This is a genomic window from Exiguobacterium algae, assembly GCF_018617875.1.
Classification (GTDB): Bacteria; Bacillota; Bacilli; order Exiguobacteriales; family Exiguobacteriaceae; genus Exiguobacterium; species Exiguobacterium algae.
The window spans coordinates 161,077-181,811 of sequence record NZ_JACSKZ010000005.1; the positions used below are offsets into that span (position 1 = coordinate 161,077).

A 20,735-nucleotide genomic window follows, 5' to 3' on the forward strand; every position below is an offset into this window, starting at 1 on the left:
CGGTTAGCTGTTTGTGATGCAGTAGTACTGGATGGCCTCGTTGTAGTAGTGTGCGAGGCCTTTTTCATGTTGGTCATAAAAAGCGGTGAATCGTTCATCGGACACATACATTTGCCCGAGTCCGCTAAACAGATCGAGCGAGCAGTCGTAGAAATGCTGGTGAATGAACGCGTGATTCTGTCGTACGACCGTTTGGACACGGTCATCTTCGATTGGGACGCCTTCACGGAACAGGTGCACGAGCGGTTCGACGAGCGCCATTTGCTGTGCACTGAGCGACTCCCATTCTTCTTTCGAACGATTCGCTGAACGCGTACGGGTCGTTTGGTAGGCCTCGCTTTCACCCCAGCGCTCGATGACCTCATCTTCGTGTTTGGCCTCGTGTGCTTTGATTTCTTCAAACGACATTCCGTTGAACAGTGACTTGTCTTCCATATGAATTCCTCCTTTAAGTGAGGCGAGTGTTGCTTCGGCGGTATCGGCGAGACGGTCGAAATAATCGGCTTTCTCACGAAGTGTCCGCACTTGTTGTTCTAATGTGGCGGCCCGGTCAAATGAGGGGGCCACCAACATTTCCTGAATCGTCTCGAGAGGGAAGTCGAGAGTCCGATAAAAGAGAATGAGCTGCAATTGCTCGGCGTCATGTGTCGTGTAGCGACGATATCCGTTTTCATCGCGCTGGGGCACAAGCAGACCGATGTGGTCATAGTGTCGTAGCGTGCGTGTCGTCGTCCCGGCGAGTGTCGCGAGTTGTTGGATTGAATACATCTCCTCACCTCCTTGAATTCATCGTAAAGGGTGACGTCGCGTCAAGGTCAAGCCTGTTTTTCGTATAAAGAAAATCCGTCCTGTTCACCGATATAGCGAAAACCGAATTTAAGGTAGTATTCATTGAGGAAGGTGTTGTCTGCGACACAGTCCAACCGGATGATTGCCTCTGTATGGGAGAGGGCGTATTGGATTAAGCGCTCCCCGATGCGTTCGCCTTTCATTCGGGAGTCGGTGACGAGTCGATGCAAGTAGACAGCACCATCATGGGCGTTCCATAAGTTGTCGTCCCAGTCTGTCGGGGGAATCAGACTGACAGAACCGAGGATTTGATTATCGCGTTCGTAGACGTATACCGTTCCATTCGTTAAATCATGTCGGACATAATCCGACCGGCTCGGTTCTAAATACTTTACCCATTGCGATTTTCCGGCTGTCTGAAATTCCTGGGCTTTCAATAAAATCAATTGATCAATGGCTGTAAAATCAGCCTGTGTGGCCAAACGGATCATATGAGTCGCCTCGCTTTCATTTCTTTTCAAAATCGTGTAGGCTACACGATGAGTAAGCTGATGAAACATCTTTGTATCATCAAATGATTTTTGGTAAGATAAATTTATTGCATCGTGCAAACGATTGCGCTTATGAAGATGAAGTTCACAGCACGAATAATATGATTATATAAAAAAGCAGTGAGTTTTGGGATAAGGAGTATCAACATCACATGCAACTTTTAAAACGAGAACAACAAACACAAACGCTTAAACGCAACTGGTGGAAAGAAGCGGTCGCCTACCAGATTTATCCGCGCAGTTTTTATGACGCGAACGGAGACGGCATTGGAGACATTCAAGGAATCATCGATAAATTAGATTATTTGAAAGACCTTGGCGTTGACGTCATCTGGATTTGTCCGATGTATAAGTCACCGAACGATGATAACGGCTACGACATCAGTGACTATCAGGACATTATGGACGAGTTCGGGACGATGGAGGATTTCGATCGTCTACTGAAAGAAGTGCATAAACGAGATATGAAGTTGTTGCTTGACCTCGTCGTCAACCATACGTCCGATGAACACCCGTGGTTCATCGAATCGAAGAGTTCAAAAGACAATCCGAAGCGTGACTGGTACATTTGGCGCGACGGGAAACCAGACGGATCGAAACCGAACAACTGGGAATCGATCTTTGGTGGCTCGGCCTGGGAATTCGATGAAGCGACGGAGCAATACTACTTGCACGTCTTCTCGAAAAAACAGCCGGACCTCAACTGGGAAAACGCTGAGATGCGTACAGCCGTATACGACATGATCAACTGGTGGCTCGAAAAAGGAATCGACGGGTTCCGTGTCGATGCGATCAGTCACATCCGCAAGAATCCGACGTTCGCCGACTTGCCGAACCCGGACGGTTTGGACTATGTGCCATCGTTTAAGATGCATATGAACGTGGACGGCATTCACGATTATTTAGAAGAACTCCGCGATGAGACGTTCAACAAACATGACATCATGACGGTCGGTGAGGCGAACGGTGTCTCGCCTGACGATGCCCACCTTTGGGTCGGAGAGAAGGACGGGAAGATGAACATGGTCTTCCAATTTGAGCATATGGACCTTTGGAGTGAAGATGCCGAATCGAAACTCGATGTCGTTCACTTGAAGAAAGTCCTGACGAAATGGCAAAAAGGTCTCGAGGCTGACGGTTGGAACGCCCTTTACGTGGAAAACCATGACCAGACCCGGACCGTTTCAAAATGGGGAGACGACGAGCGCTACTGGAAAGAGAGCGCCAAGTCGATCGCGATGATGTACTTCCTCATGCAAGGGACACCATTCATCTATCAGGGGCAAGAAATTGGGATGACGAACGTCAAATTCGACTCGATTGACCAGTATGATGACATCGCGACACGTAACCGCTACTATATCGGTGTCGAACAAGGGAAGAGCCATGACGAGATGATGCGCATCACGTGGAACTCGTCACGCGACAACACGCGTACACCGATGCAGTGGAGTGACGCACCGAACGCCGGGTTCACGTTTGCGGAGAAACCGTGGTTCGGGATCAACCCGAACTATACAGACATCAATGTCGAATCACAGCTTGAAGACGAAGACTCGATCTTTAACTTCTATAAAGAGATGATTCAACTTCGTAAAGACGATGAGACGTTCGTATATGGGGCGTATGATGTCGTCTTACCGGATCATCCGGAAGTTTACGCCTATACGCGTACGCTTGATGAGACACAGTACCTCGTTGTCACGAACTTGACGGCGAAAGAGACAATGTTTGACATGGACCAAACGCTTCGTGCGAAAGATGTCGTGTTGCGTAACATGCCGATTGAAGGCGACGACGAGACGACACTTCTTCACTTGAAGCCGTTTGAAGGCCGTGTATATAAGTTGAGCTAAACAGGAAGTGCGACCGTAGATCGAGAAATCGACTACGGTCTTTTTGGTGACTGCATCACAGAACGGATTGATTTTGACACGAATAGACCGAATGGTCTAAAATGATGTTGTGAGGTTCAGATTTGTACGTCTATTCTCTTGAAAGCGGGTGTAAGGATGAATATTCTTGTCGCAGGTGCAACCGGCTATCTGGGTCGATATCTTGTGAATACATTACTGGCAGATGGACAACAGGTACGGGTATTGGTACGGGACGCATCAAAGTTGACGGGGGCGGGTCCGTATCATTCCCCTAAGATTGACCCTAATTCGGTTGACGTATTCGAAGGGGATTTAACCAAACCAGCGTCACTTGAAGGCGTGTGCAGCGGGATTGACGTCGTCATCTCGGCTGCTGGACTGACACGTAATTCCTATGGGCATTCTTTTCATGACGTTGATTATCTGGGGAACAAGCATTTATTAGAAGAGGCGGAGCGGGCAGGCGTTCAAAAATTTACGTACATCCACGTATTGCATGGCGAGCAGACGGATGCCGGTATTTTAAAAGCAAAAATCAAATTCTGTGAAGAACTGAAACAATCTTCGCTCCCGTCCGTGATCATCCGTCCGACCGGCTATTATTCGGATTTGACAAATGTATTGGATCTGGCGGCATCGGGATGGATGTTTCTAGTCGGGGATGGCCAGGCCCGGATGAATCCGATCCATGGAAAGGATTTGGCCGCATTCACGGTGCATCATGCGCTTCATTCGACAGGCATGTTCGATGTTGGGGGACCACGGGTTTATACGTATGACGAAATCGCGCTGCTGGCACTTCGCGTCCACGGGAAGAAAGAGCGCGTCATGCATTTGCCGGCACAACCGATTTTGGTAATCGCCTGGTTGTTGAAGTACGTTCAACCGCATAAAGCCGACTTGATCAAATTTTTTGTCCTGTCCATGCTGACGGACGGAATCGGTGAACGTTTTGGGGATGAGGACTTAGAGACGTTCTTCCATCAATACGCTCAATCGGAAGAAAGCGGGGAATGGACATGACGACGCAAAAAGCACGCGAAACCAAGCAACGAATTGTTCGAAGCACGCGTCAGCTCATCATGGAAGAAGGATTGGAGAATATTTCGATCAATAAAATCATCAAAACTGCGTGTTCGAGTAAAGGTTCGTTCTATTATCACTTCGATGGGCTCGAAAGTGTGTTGAAAGAAACGTTTTTATCCGTTTTGAATGAATCGCTTCAACCGTTCTCGTATGATCCATCGAAACCATTGAAAGAAAATGTAACCAGTTACTTCCGAGAGCTCATTCAATCAGCGGGCAATCAAAATGAACAGTATGCTCTTTTGTTCCTGTTCATCAGTAAATCGTTCCAGGAACCTTCATATAAGCGGTTGTTCCAAGAGATGAAGCAACAAATCATAGAAGAAAACATCATCTCCAAACAAGTCTTGGTCCATGCCCCCCATTTGGTCGAGTCACTCCAACTATTAGACATGATGACACTCGGTGTGATCGTGCATACGAATCTGAACCCCGACCACACCGAACTGTCGAACTTGGTCGATCGATGGATAGACGCAACGTTTGAAGGCATGTGATTAAAGTAGCGTATAGCGGTCAGTTTCGAGAAAATGTGGTACGATTACATGACGGAAAGGGGGATGAGCATGGCGATTGAACCATTACGCGTGCATGTCCGTCAAACGACCCGGATGAGCGACGTCGACGAAGCAATCGAGGTCTCGGCTGACGGATTGTATTATCCGCTGAAAACGGGATTTATCATCATGTTCGATCAGGAACGTGAAGATGGCATCGTGCCGACGACCGTGAAATATACAACGGACCGTCTGGCACTCATCTGCAAAGGACCGATTGAGATGAACCATTCATTTATCGAAGGGCGTTTCACGCAAAGTATGTATAAGAATCCATATATGAGCATGACGATGGCGACGACGACATCACGGTTGGACATTGGAGAAGAACAGTGTACCTTCGTGTATGAACTGTCCATGAACGAAGAGGATGTCGGGATCTATGAAGTTAATATTGCCTGGACGTTCGAAGGAGGAGAAAACCGATGAATTTCAAAGAGCGCGTCAATAAGATTGAAGAGATGCTGAACGAAGATTGGTTCGAGATGCTCGAGACGAATGAGGATGAATATGAAGAATGGCGCGGTCGCCTGGAAGACCATGCCGAACACGTCATCACACATTATGACCAAAATAATGGGGTAGAGATCGATTCGATTGATAAATTGCTTCATTTGAATGACGAGTTCCCGCTCCTTTACGGGGAAGACACAGTTCGTCTTTACGTTTCATTGATCGAAGCCCGTCCGGAGGACAAAGCGGTGTACGATCGTTATATCGATTATTTGGCAGCGATCGGTGATGCGGAGAATGAGCAATTTTTACTCTTCCACACCATCGTAGCAGCAGGACGACTCGAAGAAGCCAGACAGCTTGCGCCGCATATGCCAAAACGTTTAGGACTCGAAGAGTAAGACCGCATTTGATTTGCGGTCTTTTTCATACATATAAGGGGGAATCGGCATGTTGCGATTAGTGAAAACATCAGTCGAACAGAAAGAACAAATTTTAGAGTTCCTGCAGGAATGGTATGAGCGGGAGGAGCGAATCGTCCCGACATCGGTTGATTGTGACACATCTGACTTTGAGGCTTATGTACAAGGTTTGCGAGAGAAGGAAAGTCGGGAAAACGTGCAGAACGGATGGGTACCGAGCACGACGTATTGGCTAACCGACGGGGAAGCGCTGCTTGGAGCGGCGAACATAAGGCATGAATTGAACGACTCACTCTTGAACATCGGGGGACATATCGGGTACGGGGTCAAACCGAGTGCGCGTGGTCGTGGCTATGCGACCGAGCAATTGCGCCTCGCACTGGAAAAGGCAAAAGCGCTTGGCATTGAGCGCGCCCTCATCACATGTGACCGGGAAAATGTTGCGTCCCGACAAGTCATTCTAAACAATGGAGGCGTCGCCGATACGCCGTACGTCGGAGATGGCGGGAACGTGACGGACCGTTTTTGGATTGACTTGAACGAATAGGAAAGGGGCTTCCCTTTTCTTTTTGACAAATAAATGAATGACTGTTCATTCATAGTTTGGTATACTGACATCAAGATTGAATCCGTTTTCATAAGGGGGAGTATTGGGGATGTCTACATTTTTAGTCGTCAACTGGATTCTATTCTTGCTCGTCCTCAGCTATGGACTATATTTATTTGGAACGCTGGTTCATCAGCGCTATACGTTCATCAAGCTCGGGAAAAAAGCAGAGTGGAGCCAAACGAACAAAGAACGGCTCGAACAGGTCATGATCAACGTGTTCGGTCAGAAAAAATTGTTGAAGGATAAGAAAAGTGGCGCCATTCACGTCATGATGTTTTATGGGTTTATCCTCGTCCAATTCGGGGCGATTGATTTTATTTGGAAAGGGTTGGCCGTCGGGGCACGTTTCCCGCATATTCCGCTCGGTCCACTTTATCCGATTTTCACCTTCATGCAGGAAATCGTCATGCTGATGATCCTCGTCGCCGTTGTGTGGGGATTCTACCGTCGCTACGTCGAGAAACTCGTCCGTCTGAAACGGAACTTCTTAGCGGGTCTCGCTCTCATTTTCATCGGTGGATTGATGATTTCGGTGCTATTCGGGAACGGTTTTTATCTCGTTTATAAAGACGAACTCCCGATGTGGGGGGAACCGGTCGCGACACTCATCGGTTCGGCGTTCGCCTGGGTACCGGGTCCGGTCGCATTCGCCTTGTTCATTGTCTTTTGGTGGATGCACCTCTTGTTCTTGCTCAGCTTCATGGTTTACATTCCGCAAGGCAAGCACGCCCACTTGATTGCAGGCGTTGCGAATGTCTGGCTCGGCCGTACGCATAAAGTCGGTCGCTTGGCACCAGTCGACTTCTCTGCGATGGAAGAAGCCGAAGAGTCTGAAGAAGAGATCGTCTTCGGGGTCAACAAGATTGAAGATTTCAATCAAAAGCAACTCGTCGACTTATACGCCTGTGTCGAGTGTGGACGCTGTACGAACGTCTGCCCGGCGACAGGGACCGGTAAAATGCTGTCACCGATGGACCTCATCGTCAAACTGCGCGACCATATGAACATGAAAGGGGCGGCGGTCACACGGAAGTCCCCGTGGGCACCGGCACTCCTGTTCCAAAATACACAAGGGGCCGAAATTGCTGCAGCTGCTCAAAATGGTCAAATGCTCGTACCAGATGAGATCATCGGAAACGTCATTACGGAAGAAGAAATTTGGGCATGTACGACGTGCCGTAACTGTGAAGACCAGTGCCCGGTCATGAATGAACATGTCGATAAGATCATCGACCTTCGCCGTTACCTCGTCATGATGGAAGGGAAGATGGACCCTGAGGCACAACGGACGGTCGCAAACATCGAGCGTCAAGGAAACCCTTGGGGGATGAACCGGAAAGAACGCGAAAACTGGCGTAAAGACACAGAGCTCGTCATTCCGACAGCGAAAGAGAAGAAGAAAGCGGGCGAAGAGTTCGAATTCCTCTTCTGGGTCGGTGCGATGGGGTCATATGACAGCCGTAGTCAAAAAGTGGCTCAAAGCTTTGCGAGCGTCTTAAACAAGGCGGGTGTATCCTTTGCGATTCTTGGGAACGAAGAGAAAAACTCGGGAGATACGCCTCGACGGATCGGGAACGAGTTGTTGTTCCAGGAGCTTGCCGAGGCAAACATCAAGCTCTTCAACAAATACGGCGTGACGAAAATCGTCACGGTCGACCCACACGCCTATAACACATTCAAAAATGAATATCCGGACTTCGGGCTCACCGACGTGAAAGTGTATCATCACACCGAGTTACTTGCCGAATTGCTCGATACCGGACGAATTCAGCCAGACCTGCAAGTCAATGAACGGGTCGTCTATCATGATTCGTGCTATCTCGGTCGCTATAACGGGATCTATGACGCACCACGCTTCGTCCTCGAGCGCATTCCGGGTGTGGAGCTCGTTGAAGCGGCGCGAAACCGTGAAAACGGCATGTGCTGTGGAGCGGGTGGTGGTCTCATGTGGCAAGAGGAAAAAGTAGGGACACGTGTCAACGTGGCGCGTACCGAGCAATTGCTCGAGACGAAACCGACGGTCATCGGATCGGCTTGCCCGTACTGTTTGACCATGTTGTCCGATGGAACGAAAGCGAAAGAAGTCGATGAGGCAGTCGGGACGTTTGACGTCGTCGAACTGCTCGACCGCTCGCTCAAAGCAATCGAAGTACCTGAACCGATGTTACAGTAACAGTTGGAAAAGGATAGGCGTTCCTTTGAACAATCATCGAGAGACCGAACCGAGTCGAGTTCGGTCTCTTTTTATGGAAGATCAGTCAGGTTGCAAAAATAGAGTTGAGGAGTGATGGAGAATGGGTGCTTGGGGTACCGGAATGTTTGAAGATGATACGACGTGTGACGTGAGAGACGATTTTATTGATTACTTAAAGGAAGGGCAATCCGCGGAAGTTGCAACGGAAATCATCCTGGAAGAATACGGAGAAGCGTTCGATGAAATTGAAGATTTAGCGGAAGCGTCGTTAGTATGGATGGGACTGGCAGCAATCCAATTGAAGAAACGTTGCCTTCAAGAAAAAGTGCGTCATCAAACGATTGCGCTTATTGACAGAGGAGCGGATTTAGAGCTGTAGGAAGAGGGGGACGAAGAAGACTTGAAGGCAAGACAACACACACTGCAGGAACTGAAACAACAGTTGATTCATTATAAGTGAGAAGATCGACACTTTCATGAGAAGTGTCCCGATAATTCGGCCATAGAACGGGAATGAAAAAAATAGACTGGAATAGAAAGGCGATGACTTCATGAAACAAAGAATCATTCTTTTGACCATTGTCAGCGCGCTCAGTAGTCAAACCCTTCCCCCAATCTTGTTCTTATCGATTATGGCTGTAGGAGAAGGGAGCAGTCGATTGGTTCCCTTTCTCATTTTTTATGTAGCGAGCATGTCGGGTCTCCTGCTGTGGGTGTACATCATCGGACGCCTCGGTTCAAAACAGACGTTTTTGACAGCTTTGTTCGTTTTGGCGATCGGACTGATTTGTTTTCTGTTGCCGTTTGAGCGTGCCATCGAATGGAGCGCGTTTCTCGTCGGGGTGGGTTCGGTCGGAGTGGGATCGATCATGTCGACGATTTTATCGCAGTTGGATGAACTGGCAAGGGTGAAGAATCCCCAAAAGGAGAAAGGGAGTCCGCTGCCGCTTTTACTCGGTCTGATGATGTGGATCGTAGGGTTTGTTTATGCGCTGATGAAATCGAGTGATTTGGCGGTGATCCTCTTTTTAATCAGTTTGATCCTTCCGTGGCAATTTGTCCGCACCCTTCCACTGCAAAAAACAGCGACCTGGCAGTTTGAGACGAAGCAGTTCGTCCGGGCATTTATTGCCGTAACAATCTTTACATTGGCAAGCCGCTTACTCACTGTACTTGAAGGGGCGCGCGGTTTTGTGGAAGTGTTCAGTCTGATGGCGATTTTATTAGTCTATGTAGGATGGGTGTTGTTTCAAGAACGGACCACCTTGTTCATTAAAGCTACGAAAACCCGGCAAGTTCAGCTTCTTTCTTTTGTCGTTGGCCTGTTTGGGGGCTGGACGTTGATTGGTGCGGTGTTCATCCATTTGGCGCTTTATTCCCTCGAGGACCTGCTCTACTTTGTCTTTCTCCCATTTTTATTCGGGGTGGTCGGCTGGATTTTATTCAACCGGGTGTTTGATTTTATGCGTCAGCCTTATCTCGTCTTGTTGATTGGATCCTTGTTCTTCTTCTTAGGATTTTTACATCCGCTCGCATTTCTACCGGTTCTATTGATTAACGGATATACCCAAACGATGTATGCGAACGCGAGTCAGGCCTATCTGTATAAGGATTATGGTGAGAATAAAGAATTTGCTTCCCTGCTCGTTCAGTTGTGGAAGAAGTTCGGGATGGTTGTGGCTTACGCTTCTCTCATGATTGGACTGTTGGCATATGGATTGTACGCAGGGCAAACGGTTAATGCGGAGCTGTCCTTTCAAATTCCGCGAGGCTGGATGATTGGCGTGATGGGGCTGACGTGGGTGTTCAATATCGGGCTGCTCAGCGTCTACTGGTTCCGCGGGCAAGCGGATCGAGAGGAAACATCATAATTTCCTCTAGCTTTTTTATATCGCTTTTGTTTATAATGAGGAGTGATGTTTAACTAGTGACGGAAAAGGAGTGTCCTTTAATGAATAAATCGTTGATTGATTTCGTTTACGAGCTTCTCCAAGAAACAGGCGAGCAGCCTGTATCGTTTGAAGAGATTCGCGAGAAAATCAAACAAAACTATACGTTCGCAAGTGAAGAGGAAGAGCTCGAGAAAATCGCGCAACTCTACACGGATTTGAACATCGACGGATTGTTCGTCAACTTGGGCGCAAACCGTTGGGCGCTTCGCGTTTGGTACCCATTTGATAAGTCGGACGAAGATCTTGTCATCGAAGCACGTCAGCGCGGTGAGCTTGACGAGTTCGAAGAAGAGTTCGAAGAATCAGACGAAGGTATCGTGGATATCGAAGATGATCTCGATGTGTTTGCGAAAGTAGAAGATTACGACTCATCTGAATTCGATGAAGAAGATGAGGAAGAAAAAGTCGACGGCCTTGATGACTTCAAGGACGATGATTTGGATGAAGACGACGACCTCGATCTCGAAGACGAGGACGATTTATAAGAGACCGCAAAAAGCCGGGCATTTGTCCCGGCTAGGCGTGTCTCTTTTTTCTTTTTCACTTGTTTTTTGACGACTTGAAAAAAGAAAAAATAATGTCTTGACGGCTGTATCGACTCTGGCGTAAATTAGTCATGGGCTAGTTTAGCATGTAACGATACGGCAAAAGTGTCCCCCATTTTTCGTGGGGGCACTTTTGCTTTTTTGTTTTTCGTTTCCCGATGGTTGGTATTGATAGAGAGGAGAAAGAAACATGACAAAGTACATTTTCGTAACAGGCGGGGTAGTATCATCGCTCGGTAAAGGAATCACAGCCGCTTCACTCGCGCGTCTGCTCAAAAACCGTGGATTGAACGTGACGATCCAGAAATTTGACCCGTATATCAACATCGACCCAGGTACGATGAGCCCGTATCAGCACGGGGAAGTTTTCGTAACAGACGATGGTGCAGAAACTGACCTTGACCTTGGTCACTATGAGCGTTTCATCGACATCAACTTGACGCAAAACGCAAACGTGACATCAGGTCGCATCTACTCGACTGTCTTGAAAAAAGAGCGTCGTGGAGACTATAACGGAGGAACAGTTCAGGTCATCCCGCACATCACGAACGAGATCAAAGATCGTGTCTTCCGTGCAGGTCGTGAGACGAACGCAGATGTGGTCATCACTGAAATCGGTGGGACGGTAGGGGACATCGAGTCGCTCCCGTTCATCGAGGCGATCCGCCAAGTGAAGAACGACATCGGAAAAGAAAACGTCATGTATGTTCACTGTACACTCGTTCCTTATTTGAGTGCAGCAGGTGAGATGAAAACAAAACCGACACAACACAGTGTCAAAGAACTTCGCAGTTACGGGATTCAACCGGATATCATCGTCCTTCGTACGGAGCATGACATTCCGGATGACATGCGCGAGAAAATCGCACTCTTCTGTGACACACGGAAAGAAGCGGTCATTGAAGCACAGGATGCGTCAACGCTTTACGAAGTGCCGCTCAACCTTCAAAAACAAGGAATGGACCAACTCGTCAACGACTACTTCGGTTTCAATACACCGGTTGCCGATATGACAGCGTGGAAAGAACTCGTCCACACGGTCACGCACCTTGAAAAGAAAGTGAAGATCGCGCTCGTCGGGAAATACGTCGAATTACGTGATGCGTACATCTCGGTCGCAGAGGCACTCAAACATGCCGGCTATGCGTTCAATGCGGACATCGACATCGACTGGATCAACGCGGAAGACGTGACGGCTGAAAACGTCTCGGACATCCTCGGCAACGCAGACGGAATCCTCGTCCCGGGTGGATTCGGTGAGCGCGGGATCGAAGGGAAGATCGAAGCGACACGTTTTGCCCGTGAGAACAATGTCCCGTTCCTCGGAATTTGTCTCGGCATGCAGCTCGCGACGGTCGAATTCGCACGTAACGTCTTGAAGCTCGACGGGGCACACACAGCAGAGATTGACCCATCGACACCTTATCCGATCATCGACCTCCTTCCGGAGCAAAAAGATATCGAAGACCTCGGCGGCACACTCCGTCTCGGATTGTACCCATGTAAACTCGAAAAAGGGACGAAAGCGCACGCAGCATACGATCAAGAACTCGTATATGAGCGCCACCGTCACCGTTACGAGTTCAACAACGAGTACCGTGAAGCGTTCGAGGCGGAAGGCTTCAAGTTCTCAGGGACGAGCCCGGATGGCCGTCTCGTAGAGATTATCGAGATCCCGGAACACAAGTGGTTCGTGGCGTCACAGTTCCACCCGGAGCTCATCTCACGTCCGGAACGCCCGCAACGCTTGTTCCACGACTTTATCCAAGCTTCTCTTGGAGAATAACCAACCATTACACCACGGCCTTTGGCCGTGGTTTTTTTATACATCGGAAGAACGACGGGCAAGACTCCTTGAGCAGGATACATATTGTCCCGATTCTGGGTACACTAAGAGTAGAACTGGGAGAGGGCGATGGCTTATGTGGGAACGGAACTCAATTTATATTGGATATGGCTTGGCGCTCGTCGCGCTCAGCCTGTTGCCGTTTGTCGTGTTGCCTTCGCTCTTGCTTCCTTACCAGCTCGGCTGGACCGGTGTCGTCTTGTTGGCATTGTCGATTGGGTTGTTACGTGCCATTCGGGACGGATCGAGTACGATTTTAAGGCAGATGTGGAAAGTGACATTCTCCCTCTTTCTCGTCTTTGTCCTGGTCTATTACGTGTCATTCGGACTCGTCTTATATGATACGTATGGTCTGAATCGACTGCTCGAACGATACGAGGGACAAGCGGCGTGGGTGTACGCGGCGTTCAGCTTTTTACAACCGATTGCCTTGCCGGTCCCGGAGGCCGTCAGTATCCCGATTGGCAGTGTGGCACTCGGGCCATTACGAGCCGCCATCATCGGATGTGTGGCGACGACGCTCGGGATCGTGGTCATGTATGGCTTGGCACGCTTTGGGCGTGAACGAATCATGCGGTGGGTGGATGAAGAGAAACTGGCGACGTATGACCGGTACGTTGAAAAATATGGTTTGGGAATCTTGCTCGTGCTGTTCATCATTCCAATTTTGCCGGACGAAATCATTTGTCTCGCTGCGGGATTTAGCCGGGTGCCGTTTCCCCGGTTTGTGTTGATTGCATTCGGGGCGAAGCTTGTCACCTCATTTGGACTCGCTTACTCCGTATCCGTCGGTCAATTGTTCGTGACGGGATCGAGTCCGATCGCCATCGCCTCCGTCATGACGAGTTTGATTATACTCATCCTTGCTTTCGTGTGGCGAAAGCGAAAAAAAGGAAATCCGAATGGATGAGACGAATAGGGGTATGGAGAAACGATAGAGAGGAAGACAGGATGTTACGTGACGCAGAAGTGGTCATTCGACCGATTGAGAAACAGGATTTAAAGACACTATGGGAGCTCATTTATCGAGATGAGGCACCGGAGTGGAAACAGTGGGACGCGCCTTACTTCGAACATAAGGCGATGTCTTATGAAGAATTTCAGCAAATCGAACAATCACTCATCAAAAAACAAGACATGTGGGTCATTGAGGTCGATGGAAACGTATATGGGACCGTCTCTTACTACTTCGAAGATGCTGGGCGAGAATGGCTCGAGATGGGCATCATCTTGCATCAGTCCGACCGCTGGAACAAAGGGGTCGGGACACGTGCGCTTCGTCTATGGACCGAATATCTATTTGAGACGTTATCTGTCGTCCGTGTCGGTTTGACGACGTGGTCAGGAAACGAACGGATGATGCGCGTCGCCGAGAAAGTCGGGATGCAGCTCGAGGGTCGGATCCGTCAGGTCCGGGTCGTGAACGGGAAACGGTATGATTCGATTCGAATGGGCATGCTTCGGGAAGAATGGGATGAAAAAAGCGTTAAGACCAAGTGATGGTCTTAACGCTTTTGAATATGGAACAATTGACGATATTGTAAAGGCGTCATCTGCTTGAATGACTTGAACGTATTTATGAAAGCGGTACAGGTTGGAAAACAATAGGTTTCGGCAATCGTACAGATCGGCAAAGCGGTCTCTGACAAATCGGTAGTTGAAGCATCGATTCGTCGTCTGCGAATCCGTTCAGGAATACTTTCCCCGGTCTCTTGTTTGACGAGAGAGGAGAGATAATGGTTTGATAAACCGACAGTGGCGGCGATGGTCGAGAGCGACAGGTTCGGATCGACCAATCCTTCCTCGATTAAACGGATTGTGGTGCGAACACTTTCATTTGTCGAGATGGGCGACGCTAAAAAGGACAGCATCGTCGCTAATGACTCGGTGATCACTGGAATGGCATACATAAAATCTAAAGGGGACTGTAACTCATCTATTAACGTGAGAAGCGCACTTGTATACGTCAATGAAGTTTGAACATCAGGATTTGTTACGGGAACGAGTCGGCTGATGTGATAGGTCAAGCCGCGGTAGTAGAGAAGCACACCGCGATACTCGTCAGATTTCGGCAGTTTTAACAGATCAAGGGTCAATGATTCAAGCAGTTGTTGTGCGAGTGTGAGTTGGTTGTTTTTCAGTGCCCGAACAATCTGTTGGTCCAGTTCGTAGAAATTTTCAACGTGGTCGTAGTCACCGAATACGTGTTTATTATGAAGAAGATGGTGAAAAAATTGTTGCCTGATTTTGTTTTCCATTTGTCGACTCACTTCTTTCGTTAGAGGTTCAAACGCAAGTTACTCTTCAAAAGAAACGTGTCGTTTCGTAAGCTGCTTCAGTTCCGCGATTTCTTTGGCGATGGCTTCCTCACGGGATTGTGAAGAGGATTGGATGTGCTCTTTGATCGCTTTGCTTTGTTCACGAAATTCCTCTGTTTTACGTTTGGAATGTTTCTGATATTCGCTGAGCTGTTTAGTATGCAGATCAAGGTCGATACGCTGATTTGCCATACGGTCTCATGCCCCTTTCTGAAAAAAGTCAAACAGGCTGACCATTCAGCTGGTCAATATTAAGAGTAAGATTGTGAAAAAACAATGAAAAATGAAAAAGTAGGAATTGAGAATCTATATTGGATATAAATGTGTCTAAAATGTGTCTTTTTAGGAATGCATCACAAATAAAAAGAATCGACAGCTGAGGTGAAGCTGTCGATTCTTTGCATAGGGAACTGCGTCACGTTTTCGGTTGGTCTTTGATCGGGAACCAGCCGGCACGGCTGATGATTGCGTTCCAAAGTGGTGCCGGGACTGCAAGCTCGGCTTGCTTATTCAAGTCGAGTGCTGTCTCAATTTCATCCTCCCGGTCCGATTCCACTTTTTCAAGCCAATCAGGGTCGATGATGAGTTCGCGTCCGAGTGCGGCGAGGTCCACGACTTGTAAGGCATCTTCGACCTGGGCAGGGGTGTGTAACTGACCGACTCCGATGAGCGGGACAGCTCCGTTTATGCGCTTCGCGATGCGGTCGATGGCACGTTCTCTCACGTTTTCATCGCGCATCGAAGCCGTATGGAAATTCCAGAGCGAGACGTGGATATAGTCGAGCCCTTCTTCGAGCAGCATGTCGACCAAGACGTCTGTGTCATCGAGCGTGATGCCGGGCTCTTCAACTTCTTCCGGGGAGAACCGGTAGCCGACCAAGAACTGTTCAGCATCTTTCGCGGCATCCTTGACACGACGAATGACTTCGCGCGGGAACGTCAAACGTCCATGGACATCACCACCGAAACGGTCGGTGCGACGATTCGAATGCGGTGAGAAGAACTGTTGGATCAGATAAGTGTTCGCCCCATGAATTTCGACGCCGTCAAAACCGGCTTCGATGGCGCGTCGAGTCGCTTCTCCGAACGCCTCGATGATGGCCTCGACTTCTTCCGTTTCGAGAGCGCGCGGTGTAACGGCCCCTTCTCGAACGGGAGCCACGGCGCTCGCGCTTACCGGTTGATTTTGAGGGACGAGGTCTGGTGGCGACATGCGCCCTGCGTGGAAAATTTGAAGGATGGCTTTGGCACCCTCCGCTTTTAAACTTTCCGCCAATTGACGGAGACCCGGGATGAATTTGTCGTCATTGACTCCGAACGCGTTCGGGAATCCTTTGCCGTTCTCTGTCACATAGGCACAGGCAGTAATCGCGAGACCGACATTTTTTGCTCGTTTTCTATAATAAGTCAGCTCGTGTTCGGATACTTCGCCGGTCGGTTCCGATGAGTAATGTGTCATCGGGGCAAGGACAAGGCGATTCGACAATTCGACCCCATTCTGAAATTGAAATGGCTGTAACAGTTGTTTCATGAGAACTCCTCCTTCGACTTGGTATCTTGAAGTCTATGCTTCCTTCATTGAAATTGCGAGCGTGGTGCTTACACTTGGCACACTGCACATTGTTTATGCAGGAAAAATGATTGAACTGAAAAGAATAGGGTATAATACAGGAGAAAAGTTGATAACCGGTTAGAGATGACAGAGAGACCACAACAGGAGGGGTAAGCCTTGTTTTTGTTGTGGTCTCTTTTTGTATCATCGAACCGGATTCATTATAGGAGGGAATAAGATGGAAATCAGAAATTTCTCAGCAAAAGAACGTGCGAAGCGCTACGAGCAACTGACGGGAGAACGTCTGGATGTCCTTGTCGTCGGTGGGGGGATCACCGGTGCCGGGATCGCACTTGATGCATCGTCTCGCGGGATGAAGACCGGTGTCTTCGAGATGCAAGACTTTGCCGCCGGAACATCGAGTCGATCGACGAAACTTGTTCACGGAGGACTCCGTTACTTGAAACAGTTCGAAGTGGCACTCGTCGCTGAGGTCGGAAAAGAGCGGGCAATCGTTTATGAGAACGGACCACATGTGACGACGCCTGAACAGATGCTCCTCCCGATGCATAAAGGAGGCACGTTCGGACCATTTTCTACGTCCATCGGGTTGATGGTGTATGACTTCCTCGCAGGAGTAAAACGGGCAGAACGTCGGGTGATGCTCAAACCGGATGAAGTCATCAAGAAAGCACCGCTCGTGAAAAAAGACGATTTAGTAGGCGGCGGGTATTATGTAGAGTACCGGACGGACGACGCGCGTATGACAATCGAAGTGGCGAAAGAGGCAGCCAATCACGGCGCGTTGCTCATGAACTATGCAAAAGTGACCGGACTCATTTATGAAAATGGAAAAGTCGTCGGCGTGCACGTCGAAGACCAAATCGACGGCTCGACCTATGATGTTTATGCGAAGAAAGTCATTAATGCGACAGGTCCGTGGGTCGATGAGTTGCGTGAGAAAGACGGGTCGAAGAAAGGGAAGCAATTGCGTCTGACAAAAGGAATTCACCTCGTCATCGACCAATCGAAATTCCCGCTCAAACAAGCGATCTACTTTGACACGCCGGACGGTCGGATGGTCTTTGCGATTCCGCGTGGGGATAAGGCCTATGTCGGAACGACCGATACGTTCTTCGATAAAGATAAGGCACATCCACGCATGACGACAGAGGACCGGGATTATCTTTTAGAAGCGATTCACTACATGTTCCCGGACGTAACTGTCACGGCGGACGATGTCGAGTCGAGCTGGGCAGGGATTCGTCCTCTGATTTATGAAGAAGGAAAAGACCCGTCTGAAATTTCGCGTAAAGATGAGATTTGGCAGTCGGATAGTGGATTGATCACCATCGCCGGCGGTAAATTGACCGGTTATCGGAAGATGTCAGAGACGGTCGTCGACCTCGTGGCCAAGCTCCTCAAAGAAGAAGAAGGGGTCGTCTATTTGGCGAGTCGTACGAAGCATATGCCAATGTCGGGTGGACATGTCGGCGGCTCTAAAGGATTCAAAGATTTCATGACTGAAAAAGTAGCCACATTGAAAAATCACGGCATCGACGAAGAACACGCCGAGCAACTCGTTCAACTTTACGGTTCGAATATCGATCGTGTCGTGGAGCGTATGGACTCAAACGCCTATGACCTCCCTGAAATTGTGTACGCTCAACTGATGTATGGAATTGAAGAAGAATCCGTCGTCCGGGCAATCGACTTTTTGATTCGTCGAACAGGTGCGATGTTCTTTGATATCGATTTCGTTCGAAACTATAAAGACGGTGTACTCCGTTGCATGGCCGATGTGTTCAAATGGTCGGATGAACGGTTGGCCGAAGAACGTGAAAAAGTGGAAAAAGAAATCGATATTGCTGTTGTCCCGGTAGATGCTGAATAAACAGTCATCTCGTAAAGAACCGATTCTCGCATGAGAATCGGTTCTTTTTGTGTCACGCAGAAGTTTGAACTACGGGCAATCACGGTATAACCATAACGAACAATGCGGAATGGTGAAAGAAGGAATAAAGATGAAACGATATGTGTTTGGAATGATCTTGCTGGGAGGGCTCCTGCTGATTGGTTGGCTCGTAATCGATCCGAGCCGACTCTTTGCAGACGTCTACTACGTGAAGGTGCCGAATGCTGAAACGAGCATACGCACAGAGAAAGGATATCGATATGAGTTGATCGGGTATAACGAGGAAGGAAAAAAACGTCCGTTGACCATTTCAACATCTGAACTGTTGGCGGAAGGAGATTTTTTAAAAGTATTTGTGAAGGAAGAAGATCAGGAAGTGACTGATTTTGAACGAACCTCTTTATCCGAAGTGCCGATCCAGTTGAAAGAAGAGCAGTTAGACGATGCTTCCCCGACCACTTTCCCTTGAAGTCAAAATATTCCCATCGCAGAATGGGTGCGAGTTTGGTATGGTTAATATGTTGTATTATGGAAACCGTTGAAAGAAAGAAGGGACATGCATGTCACGGATGTTAATTGCGGATGATCAAGACGGAATTCGCACAATGCTCGCACAAGTGTTCAAAGGTATGGGAGTTGACGTCGACACGGCACCAGACGGGGTCGGCGCCTGGGAGCATTTAGAGAACAAACAGTATGATCTCGTACTTCTCGACATGAACATGCCACGGATGTTTGGCCATGAAGTACTGCGTAAAATGCGACAGCAGGAAATGGAGACGCCCGTCATGATCATGACGGCTTTCGGGGAAGAAACGATGATTGAAGAAGTGCGGCGTCTCGGAATCGCGGCTCAGTTTGAAAAGCCGTTCGATATTTATGGAATGATCGAAAAAGTGAAAGAAGTACTCGGAATTTAAGATTTCGTCACGAAGATGACATATGTAAACGCTTGCGTGGCGCCATTTCTATGCCCGAATAGCATAGGCACATGTTTTGCGGTGTGTTATAATGGGAACGAATTGCACGGGGGGATTTTTCTCCCGTGCATAATAGCGAACAGACAGGAGGATGTCATTATGCCATTAGTATCAATGACAGAAATGCTCAACAAAGCATTCGAAGGCAAGTATGCAGTCGGCCAATTCAACATCAACAACCTCGAGTGGACGCAAGCGATTCTTCGCGCAGCGGAAGACGAGAAATCACCAGTAATCCTCGGTGTATCAGAAGGTGCAGCGAAGTACATGGGTGGCTTCACAACAGTTGTCAAAATGGTTGAAGGTCTCATGCACGACTACAACATCACTGTTCCAGTTGCAATCCACCTTGACCACGGTTCTTCATTCGACAAGTGTAAAGCAGCGATCGACGCTGGTTTCACATCAGTCATGATCGACGGTTCACACCACCCGATCGACGAAAACGTCGAAATGACGAAGCAAGTTGTCGAGTACGCGCACGCTAAAGGCGCTTCTGTTGAGGCAGAAGTCGGTACAGTTGGCGGCGAAGAAGACGGCGTCATCGGTGGCGTACAATACGCTGACCTCGATGAGTGTGTACGTGTTGTTAAAGAAGCGAAAGTGGATGCACTTGCTGCAGCACTCGGTTCTGTACACGGACCATACCAAGGTGAGCCGAAGCTTGGCTTCAAAGAGATGGAAGAAATCGCGAAAGCGACACAAACACCACTCGTGCTTCACGGCGGATCAGGTATTCCTGAGCACCAAGTTAAAAAAGCAATCGAGCTCGGACACAGCAAAATCAACGTTAACACAGAGTGCCAACAAGAGTGGACTCGTGCGGTACGTGAGAAGCTTGACGCTGACTCGAAAGTATATGACCCACGTAAAGTTATCGGACCTGGGATCGAAGCGATCTACAACGTCGTAACTGGCAAAATGCGTGAGTTTGGTTCAAGCAACCAAGCATAATCCTGTTTGAACAAGTCGGCTCTCCTCTGGAGAGCCGACTTTTTTTCTATCTAAATTAAGCGAGAGTACTCCCACTTCTAAACGTTCAGGGCGAAGCCCTCGTGAAAGTGGGAGGTGAATCGCCAACCTTCCTT

General features: G+C 48.6%; 21 protein-coding genes and 1 pseudogene. 17 read left to right on the forward strand and 5 right to left on the reverse strand.

Features of this window, described 5'->3' with window-relative positions; translation table 11 throughout:
* Window positions 1-3 precede the first annotated feature (3 nt).
* Window positions 4-768 (reverse strand): MerR family transcriptional regulator, encoded by a 765-nt coding sequence (locus KNP03_RS12085; RefSeq protein ID WP_214829574.1) that lies wholly within the window; start codon window positions 766-768, stop codon window positions 4-6.
* Window positions 769-815: 47 nt separating this feature from the next.
* Complete coding sequence (locus tag KNP03_RS12090) at window positions 816-1,280, reverse strand: GNAT family N-acetyltransferase (protein WP_214829577.1); 465 nt, start codon at window positions 1,278-1,280, stop codon at window positions 816-818.
* Window positions 1,281-1,492: 212 nt separating this feature from the next.
* On the opposite strand from KNP03_RS12090, the gene KNP03_RS12095 reads away from it, so the two are divergent.
* The 13 genes and pseudogenes from KNP03_RS12095 to KNP03_RS12155 all read left to right on the forward strand — a co-directional run bounded on the left by KNP03_RS12095 (window position 1,493) and on the right by KNP03_RS12155 (window position 14,382).
* The gene (locus KNP03_RS12095; RefSeq protein WP_214829579.1) at window positions 1,493-3,196 is read left to right on the forward strand and encodes a glycoside hydrolase family 13 protein; all 1,704 of its coding nucleotides are present in this window, start codon (window positions 1,493-1,495) and stop codon (window positions 3,194-3,196) included.
* A gap of 156 nt (window positions 3,197-3,352) precedes the next feature.
* A complete protein-coding gene (locus KNP03_RS12100) occupies window positions 3,353-4,240 on the forward strand; it encodes an SDR family oxidoreductase (protein WP_214829581.1) in 888 nt (295 codons plus the stop codon).
* On the forward strand, window positions 4,237-4,800 hold the full coding sequence (locus KNP03_RS12105; RefSeq protein ID WP_214829582.1) for a TetR/AcrR family transcriptional regulator: 564 nt from the start codon (window positions 4,237-4,239) through the stop codon (window positions 4,798-4,800). The genes KNP03_RS12100 and KNP03_RS12105 overlap by 4 nt, the downstream gene beginning before the upstream one ends.
* Before the next feature lie 69 nt (window positions 4,801-4,869).
* Complete coding sequence (locus tag KNP03_RS12110; RefSeq protein ID WP_214829583.1) at window positions 4,870-5,289, forward strand: YwiB family protein; 420 nt, start codon at window positions 4,870-4,872, stop codon at window positions 5,287-5,289.
* Entirely contained in the window at window positions 5,286-5,714 is a 429-nt protein-coding gene (locus KNP03_RS12115; protein ID WP_214829584.1) for a hypothetical protein, read from the forward strand. Before KNP03_RS12110 ends, KNP03_RS12115 begins: the two co-directional genes overlap by 4 nt.
* A gap of 49 nt (window positions 5,715-5,763) precedes the next feature.
* Window positions 5,764-6,282 (forward strand): GNAT family N-acetyltransferase, encoded by a 519-nt coding sequence (locus tag KNP03_RS12120; protein ID WP_214829585.1) that lies wholly within the window; start codon window positions 5,764-5,766, stop codon window positions 6,280-6,282.
* Window positions 6,283-6,391: 109 nt separating this feature from the next.
* A complete protein-coding gene (locus tag KNP03_RS12125) occupies window positions 6,392-8,518 on the forward strand; it encodes a (Fe-S)-binding protein (RefSeq protein WP_214829586.1) in 2,127 nt (708 codons plus the stop codon).
* 121 nt (window positions 8,519-8,639) lie between these two features.
* A pseudogene (locus KNP03_RS12130) lies at window positions 8,640-8,999 on the forward strand (DUF4259 domain-containing protein).
* A gap of 91 nt (window positions 9,000-9,090) precedes the next feature.
* Window positions 9,091-10,410, forward strand: coding sequence for a hypothetical protein (locus KNP03_RS12135; RefSeq protein ID WP_214829588.1), 1,320 nt, complete (start codon window positions 9,091-9,093; stop codon window positions 10,408-10,410).
* 80 nt (window positions 10,411-10,490) lie between these two features.
* Entirely contained in the window at window positions 10,491-10,976 is a 486-nt protein-coding gene (gene rpoE / locus KNP03_RS12140; protein WP_214829589.1) for a DNA-directed RNA polymerase subunit delta, read from the forward strand.
* Window positions 10,977-11,226: 250 nt separating this feature from the next.
* On the forward strand, window positions 11,227-12,822 hold the full coding sequence (locus KNP03_RS12145; RefSeq protein ID WP_214829591.1) for a CTP synthase: 1,596 nt from the start codon (window positions 11,227-11,229) through the stop codon (window positions 12,820-12,822).
* A 136-nt stretch (window positions 12,823-12,958) separates the two neighbouring features.
* Window positions 12,959-13,792 (forward strand): TVP38/TMEM64 family protein, encoded by an 834-nt coding sequence (locus KNP03_RS12150; protein WP_214829593.1) that lies wholly within the window; start codon window positions 12,959-12,961, stop codon window positions 13,790-13,792.
* Between the two features lie 41 nt (window positions 13,793-13,833).
* On the forward strand, window positions 13,834-14,382 hold the full coding sequence (locus KNP03_RS12155; protein WP_214829595.1) for a GNAT family N-acetyltransferase: 549 nt from the start codon (window positions 13,834-13,836) through the stop codon (window positions 14,380-14,382).
* 5 nt (window positions 14,383-14,387) lie between these two features.
* Here KNP03_RS12155 and KNP03_RS12160 read toward each other — a convergent pair whose 3' ends face one another.
* The 3 genes from KNP03_RS12160 to KNP03_RS12170 form a co-directional block, all read right to left on the reverse strand.
* The gene (locus tag KNP03_RS12160; RefSeq protein WP_214829596.1) at window positions 14,388-15,140 is read right to left on the reverse strand and encodes a helix-turn-helix transcriptional regulator; all 753 of its coding nucleotides are present in this window, start codon (window positions 15,138-15,140) and stop codon (window positions 14,388-14,390) included.
* Window positions 15,141-15,179: 39 nt separating this feature from the next.
* Window positions 15,180-15,392: a hypothetical protein gene (locus KNP03_RS12165; RefSeq protein ID WP_214829599.1), complete on the reverse strand. Its 213-nt coding sequence runs from the start codon at window positions 15,390-15,392 to the stop codon at window positions 15,180-15,182.
* A gap of 223 nt (window positions 15,393-15,615) precedes the next feature.
* Window positions 15,616-16,731 (reverse strand): NADH-dependent flavin oxidoreductase, encoded by a 1,116-nt coding sequence (locus tag KNP03_RS12170; protein WP_214829601.1) that lies wholly within the window; start codon window positions 16,729-16,731, stop codon window positions 15,616-15,618.
* A 259-nt stretch (window positions 16,732-16,990) separates the two neighbouring features.
* Here KNP03_RS12170 and KNP03_RS12175 point away from each other — a divergent pair, with 259 nt between their 5' ends.
* From KNP03_RS12175 to fba, 4 genes are all read left to right on the forward strand, one after another.
* Window positions 16,991-18,646, forward strand: coding sequence for a glycerol-3-phosphate dehydrogenase/oxidase (locus KNP03_RS12175; RefSeq protein WP_214829603.1), 1,656 nt, complete (start codon window positions 16,991-16,993; stop codon window positions 18,644-18,646).
* A gap of 130 nt (window positions 18,647-18,776) precedes the next feature.
* Entirely contained in the window at window positions 18,777-19,136 is a 360-nt protein-coding gene (locus KNP03_RS12180; RefSeq protein ID WP_214829606.1) for a YxeA family protein, read from the forward strand.
* Between the two features lie 91 nt (window positions 19,137-19,227).
* The gene (locus KNP03_RS12185; protein WP_214829608.1) at window positions 19,228-19,587 is read left to right on the forward strand and encodes a response regulator; all 360 of its coding nucleotides are present in this window, start codon (window positions 19,228-19,230) and stop codon (window positions 19,585-19,587) included.
* Window positions 19,588-19,746: 159 nt separating this feature from the next.
* Entirely contained in the window at window positions 19,747-20,601 is an 855-nt protein-coding gene (gene fba / locus KNP03_RS12190) for a class II fructose-1,6-bisphosphate aldolase (protein ID WP_214742120.1), read from the forward strand.
* Window positions 20,602-20,735: the final 134 nt, after the last annotated feature.

What these genes read in the sequence shown, in the direction of transcription:
- KNP03_RS12085 (WP_214829574.1), bottom strand. Translation starts at nt 768, where the DNA reads ATGTATTCAATCCAACAACTCGCGACACTCGCCGGGACGACGACACGC.
- KNP03_RS12090 (WP_214829577.1), bottom strand. Translation starts at nt 1,280, where the DNA reads ATGATCCGTTTGGCCACACAGGCTGATTTTACAGCCATTGATCAATTG.
- KNP03_RS12095 (WP_214829579.1), top strand. Translation starts at nt 1,493, where the DNA reads ATGCAACTTTTAAAACGAGAACAACAAACACAAACGCTTAAACGCAAC.
- KNP03_RS12100 (WP_214829581.1), top strand. Translation starts at nt 3,353, where the DNA reads ATGAATATTCTTGTCGCAGGTGCAACCGGCTATCTGGGTCGATATCTT.
- KNP03_RS12105 (WP_214829582.1), top strand. Translation starts at nt 4,237, where the DNA reads ATGACGACGCAAAAAGCACGCGAAACCAAGCAACGAATTGTTCGAAGC.
- KNP03_RS12110 (WP_214829583.1), top strand. Translation starts at nt 4,870, where the DNA reads ATGGCGATTGAACCATTACGCGTGCATGTCCGTCAAACGACCCGGATG.
- KNP03_RS12115 (WP_214829584.1), top strand. Translation starts at nt 5,286, where the DNA reads ATGAATTTCAAAGAGCGCGTCAATAAGATTGAAGAGATGCTGAACGAA.
- KNP03_RS12120 (WP_214829585.1), top strand. Translation starts at nt 5,764, where the DNA reads ATGTTGCGATTAGTGAAAACATCAGTCGAACAGAAAGAACAAATTTTA.
- KNP03_RS12125 (WP_214829586.1), top strand. Translation starts at nt 6,392, where the DNA reads ATGTCTACATTTTTAGTCGTCAACTGGATTCTATTCTTGCTCGTCCTC.
- KNP03_RS12135 (WP_214829588.1), top strand. Translation starts at nt 9,091, where the DNA reads ATGAAACAAAGAATCATTCTTTTGACCATTGTCAGCGCGCTCAGTAGT.
- rpoE (WP_214829589.1), top strand. Translation starts at nt 10,491, where the DNA reads ATGAATAAATCGTTGATTGATTTCGTTTACGAGCTTCTCCAAGAAACA.
- KNP03_RS12145 (WP_214829591.1), top strand. Translation starts at nt 11,227, where the DNA reads ATGACAAAGTACATTTTCGTAACAGGCGGGGTAGTATCATCGCTCGGT.
- KNP03_RS12150 (WP_214829593.1), top strand. Translation starts at nt 12,959, where the DNA reads ATGTGGGAACGGAACTCAATTTATATTGGATATGGCTTGGCGCTCGTC.
- KNP03_RS12155 (WP_214829595.1), top strand. Translation starts at nt 13,834, where the DNA reads ATGTTACGTGACGCAGAAGTGGTCATTCGACCGATTGAGAAACAGGAT.
- KNP03_RS12160 (WP_214829596.1), bottom strand. Translation starts at nt 15,140, where the DNA reads ATGGAAAACAAAATCAGGCAACAATTTTTTCACCATCTTCTTCATAAT.
- KNP03_RS12165 (WP_214829599.1), bottom strand. Translation starts at nt 15,392, where the DNA reads ATGGCAAATCAGCGTATCGACCTTGATCTGCATACTAAACAGCTCAGC.
- KNP03_RS12170 (WP_214829601.1), bottom strand. Translation starts at nt 16,731, where the DNA reads ATGAAACAACTGTTACAGCCATTTCAATTTCAGAATGGGGTCGAATTG.
- KNP03_RS12175 (WP_214829603.1), top strand. Translation starts at nt 16,991, where the DNA reads ATGGAAATCAGAAATTTCTCAGCAAAAGAACGTGCGAAGCGCTACGAG.
- KNP03_RS12180 (WP_214829606.1), top strand. Translation starts at nt 18,777, where the DNA reads ATGAAACGATATGTGTTTGGAATGATCTTGCTGGGAGGGCTCCTGCTG.
- KNP03_RS12185 (WP_214829608.1), top strand. Translation starts at nt 19,228, where the DNA reads ATGTCACGGATGTTAATTGCGGATGATCAAGACGGAATTCGCACAATG.
- fba (WP_214742120.1), top strand. Translation starts at nt 19,747, where the DNA reads ATGCCATTAGTATCAATGACAGAAATGCTCAACAAAGCATTCGAAGGC.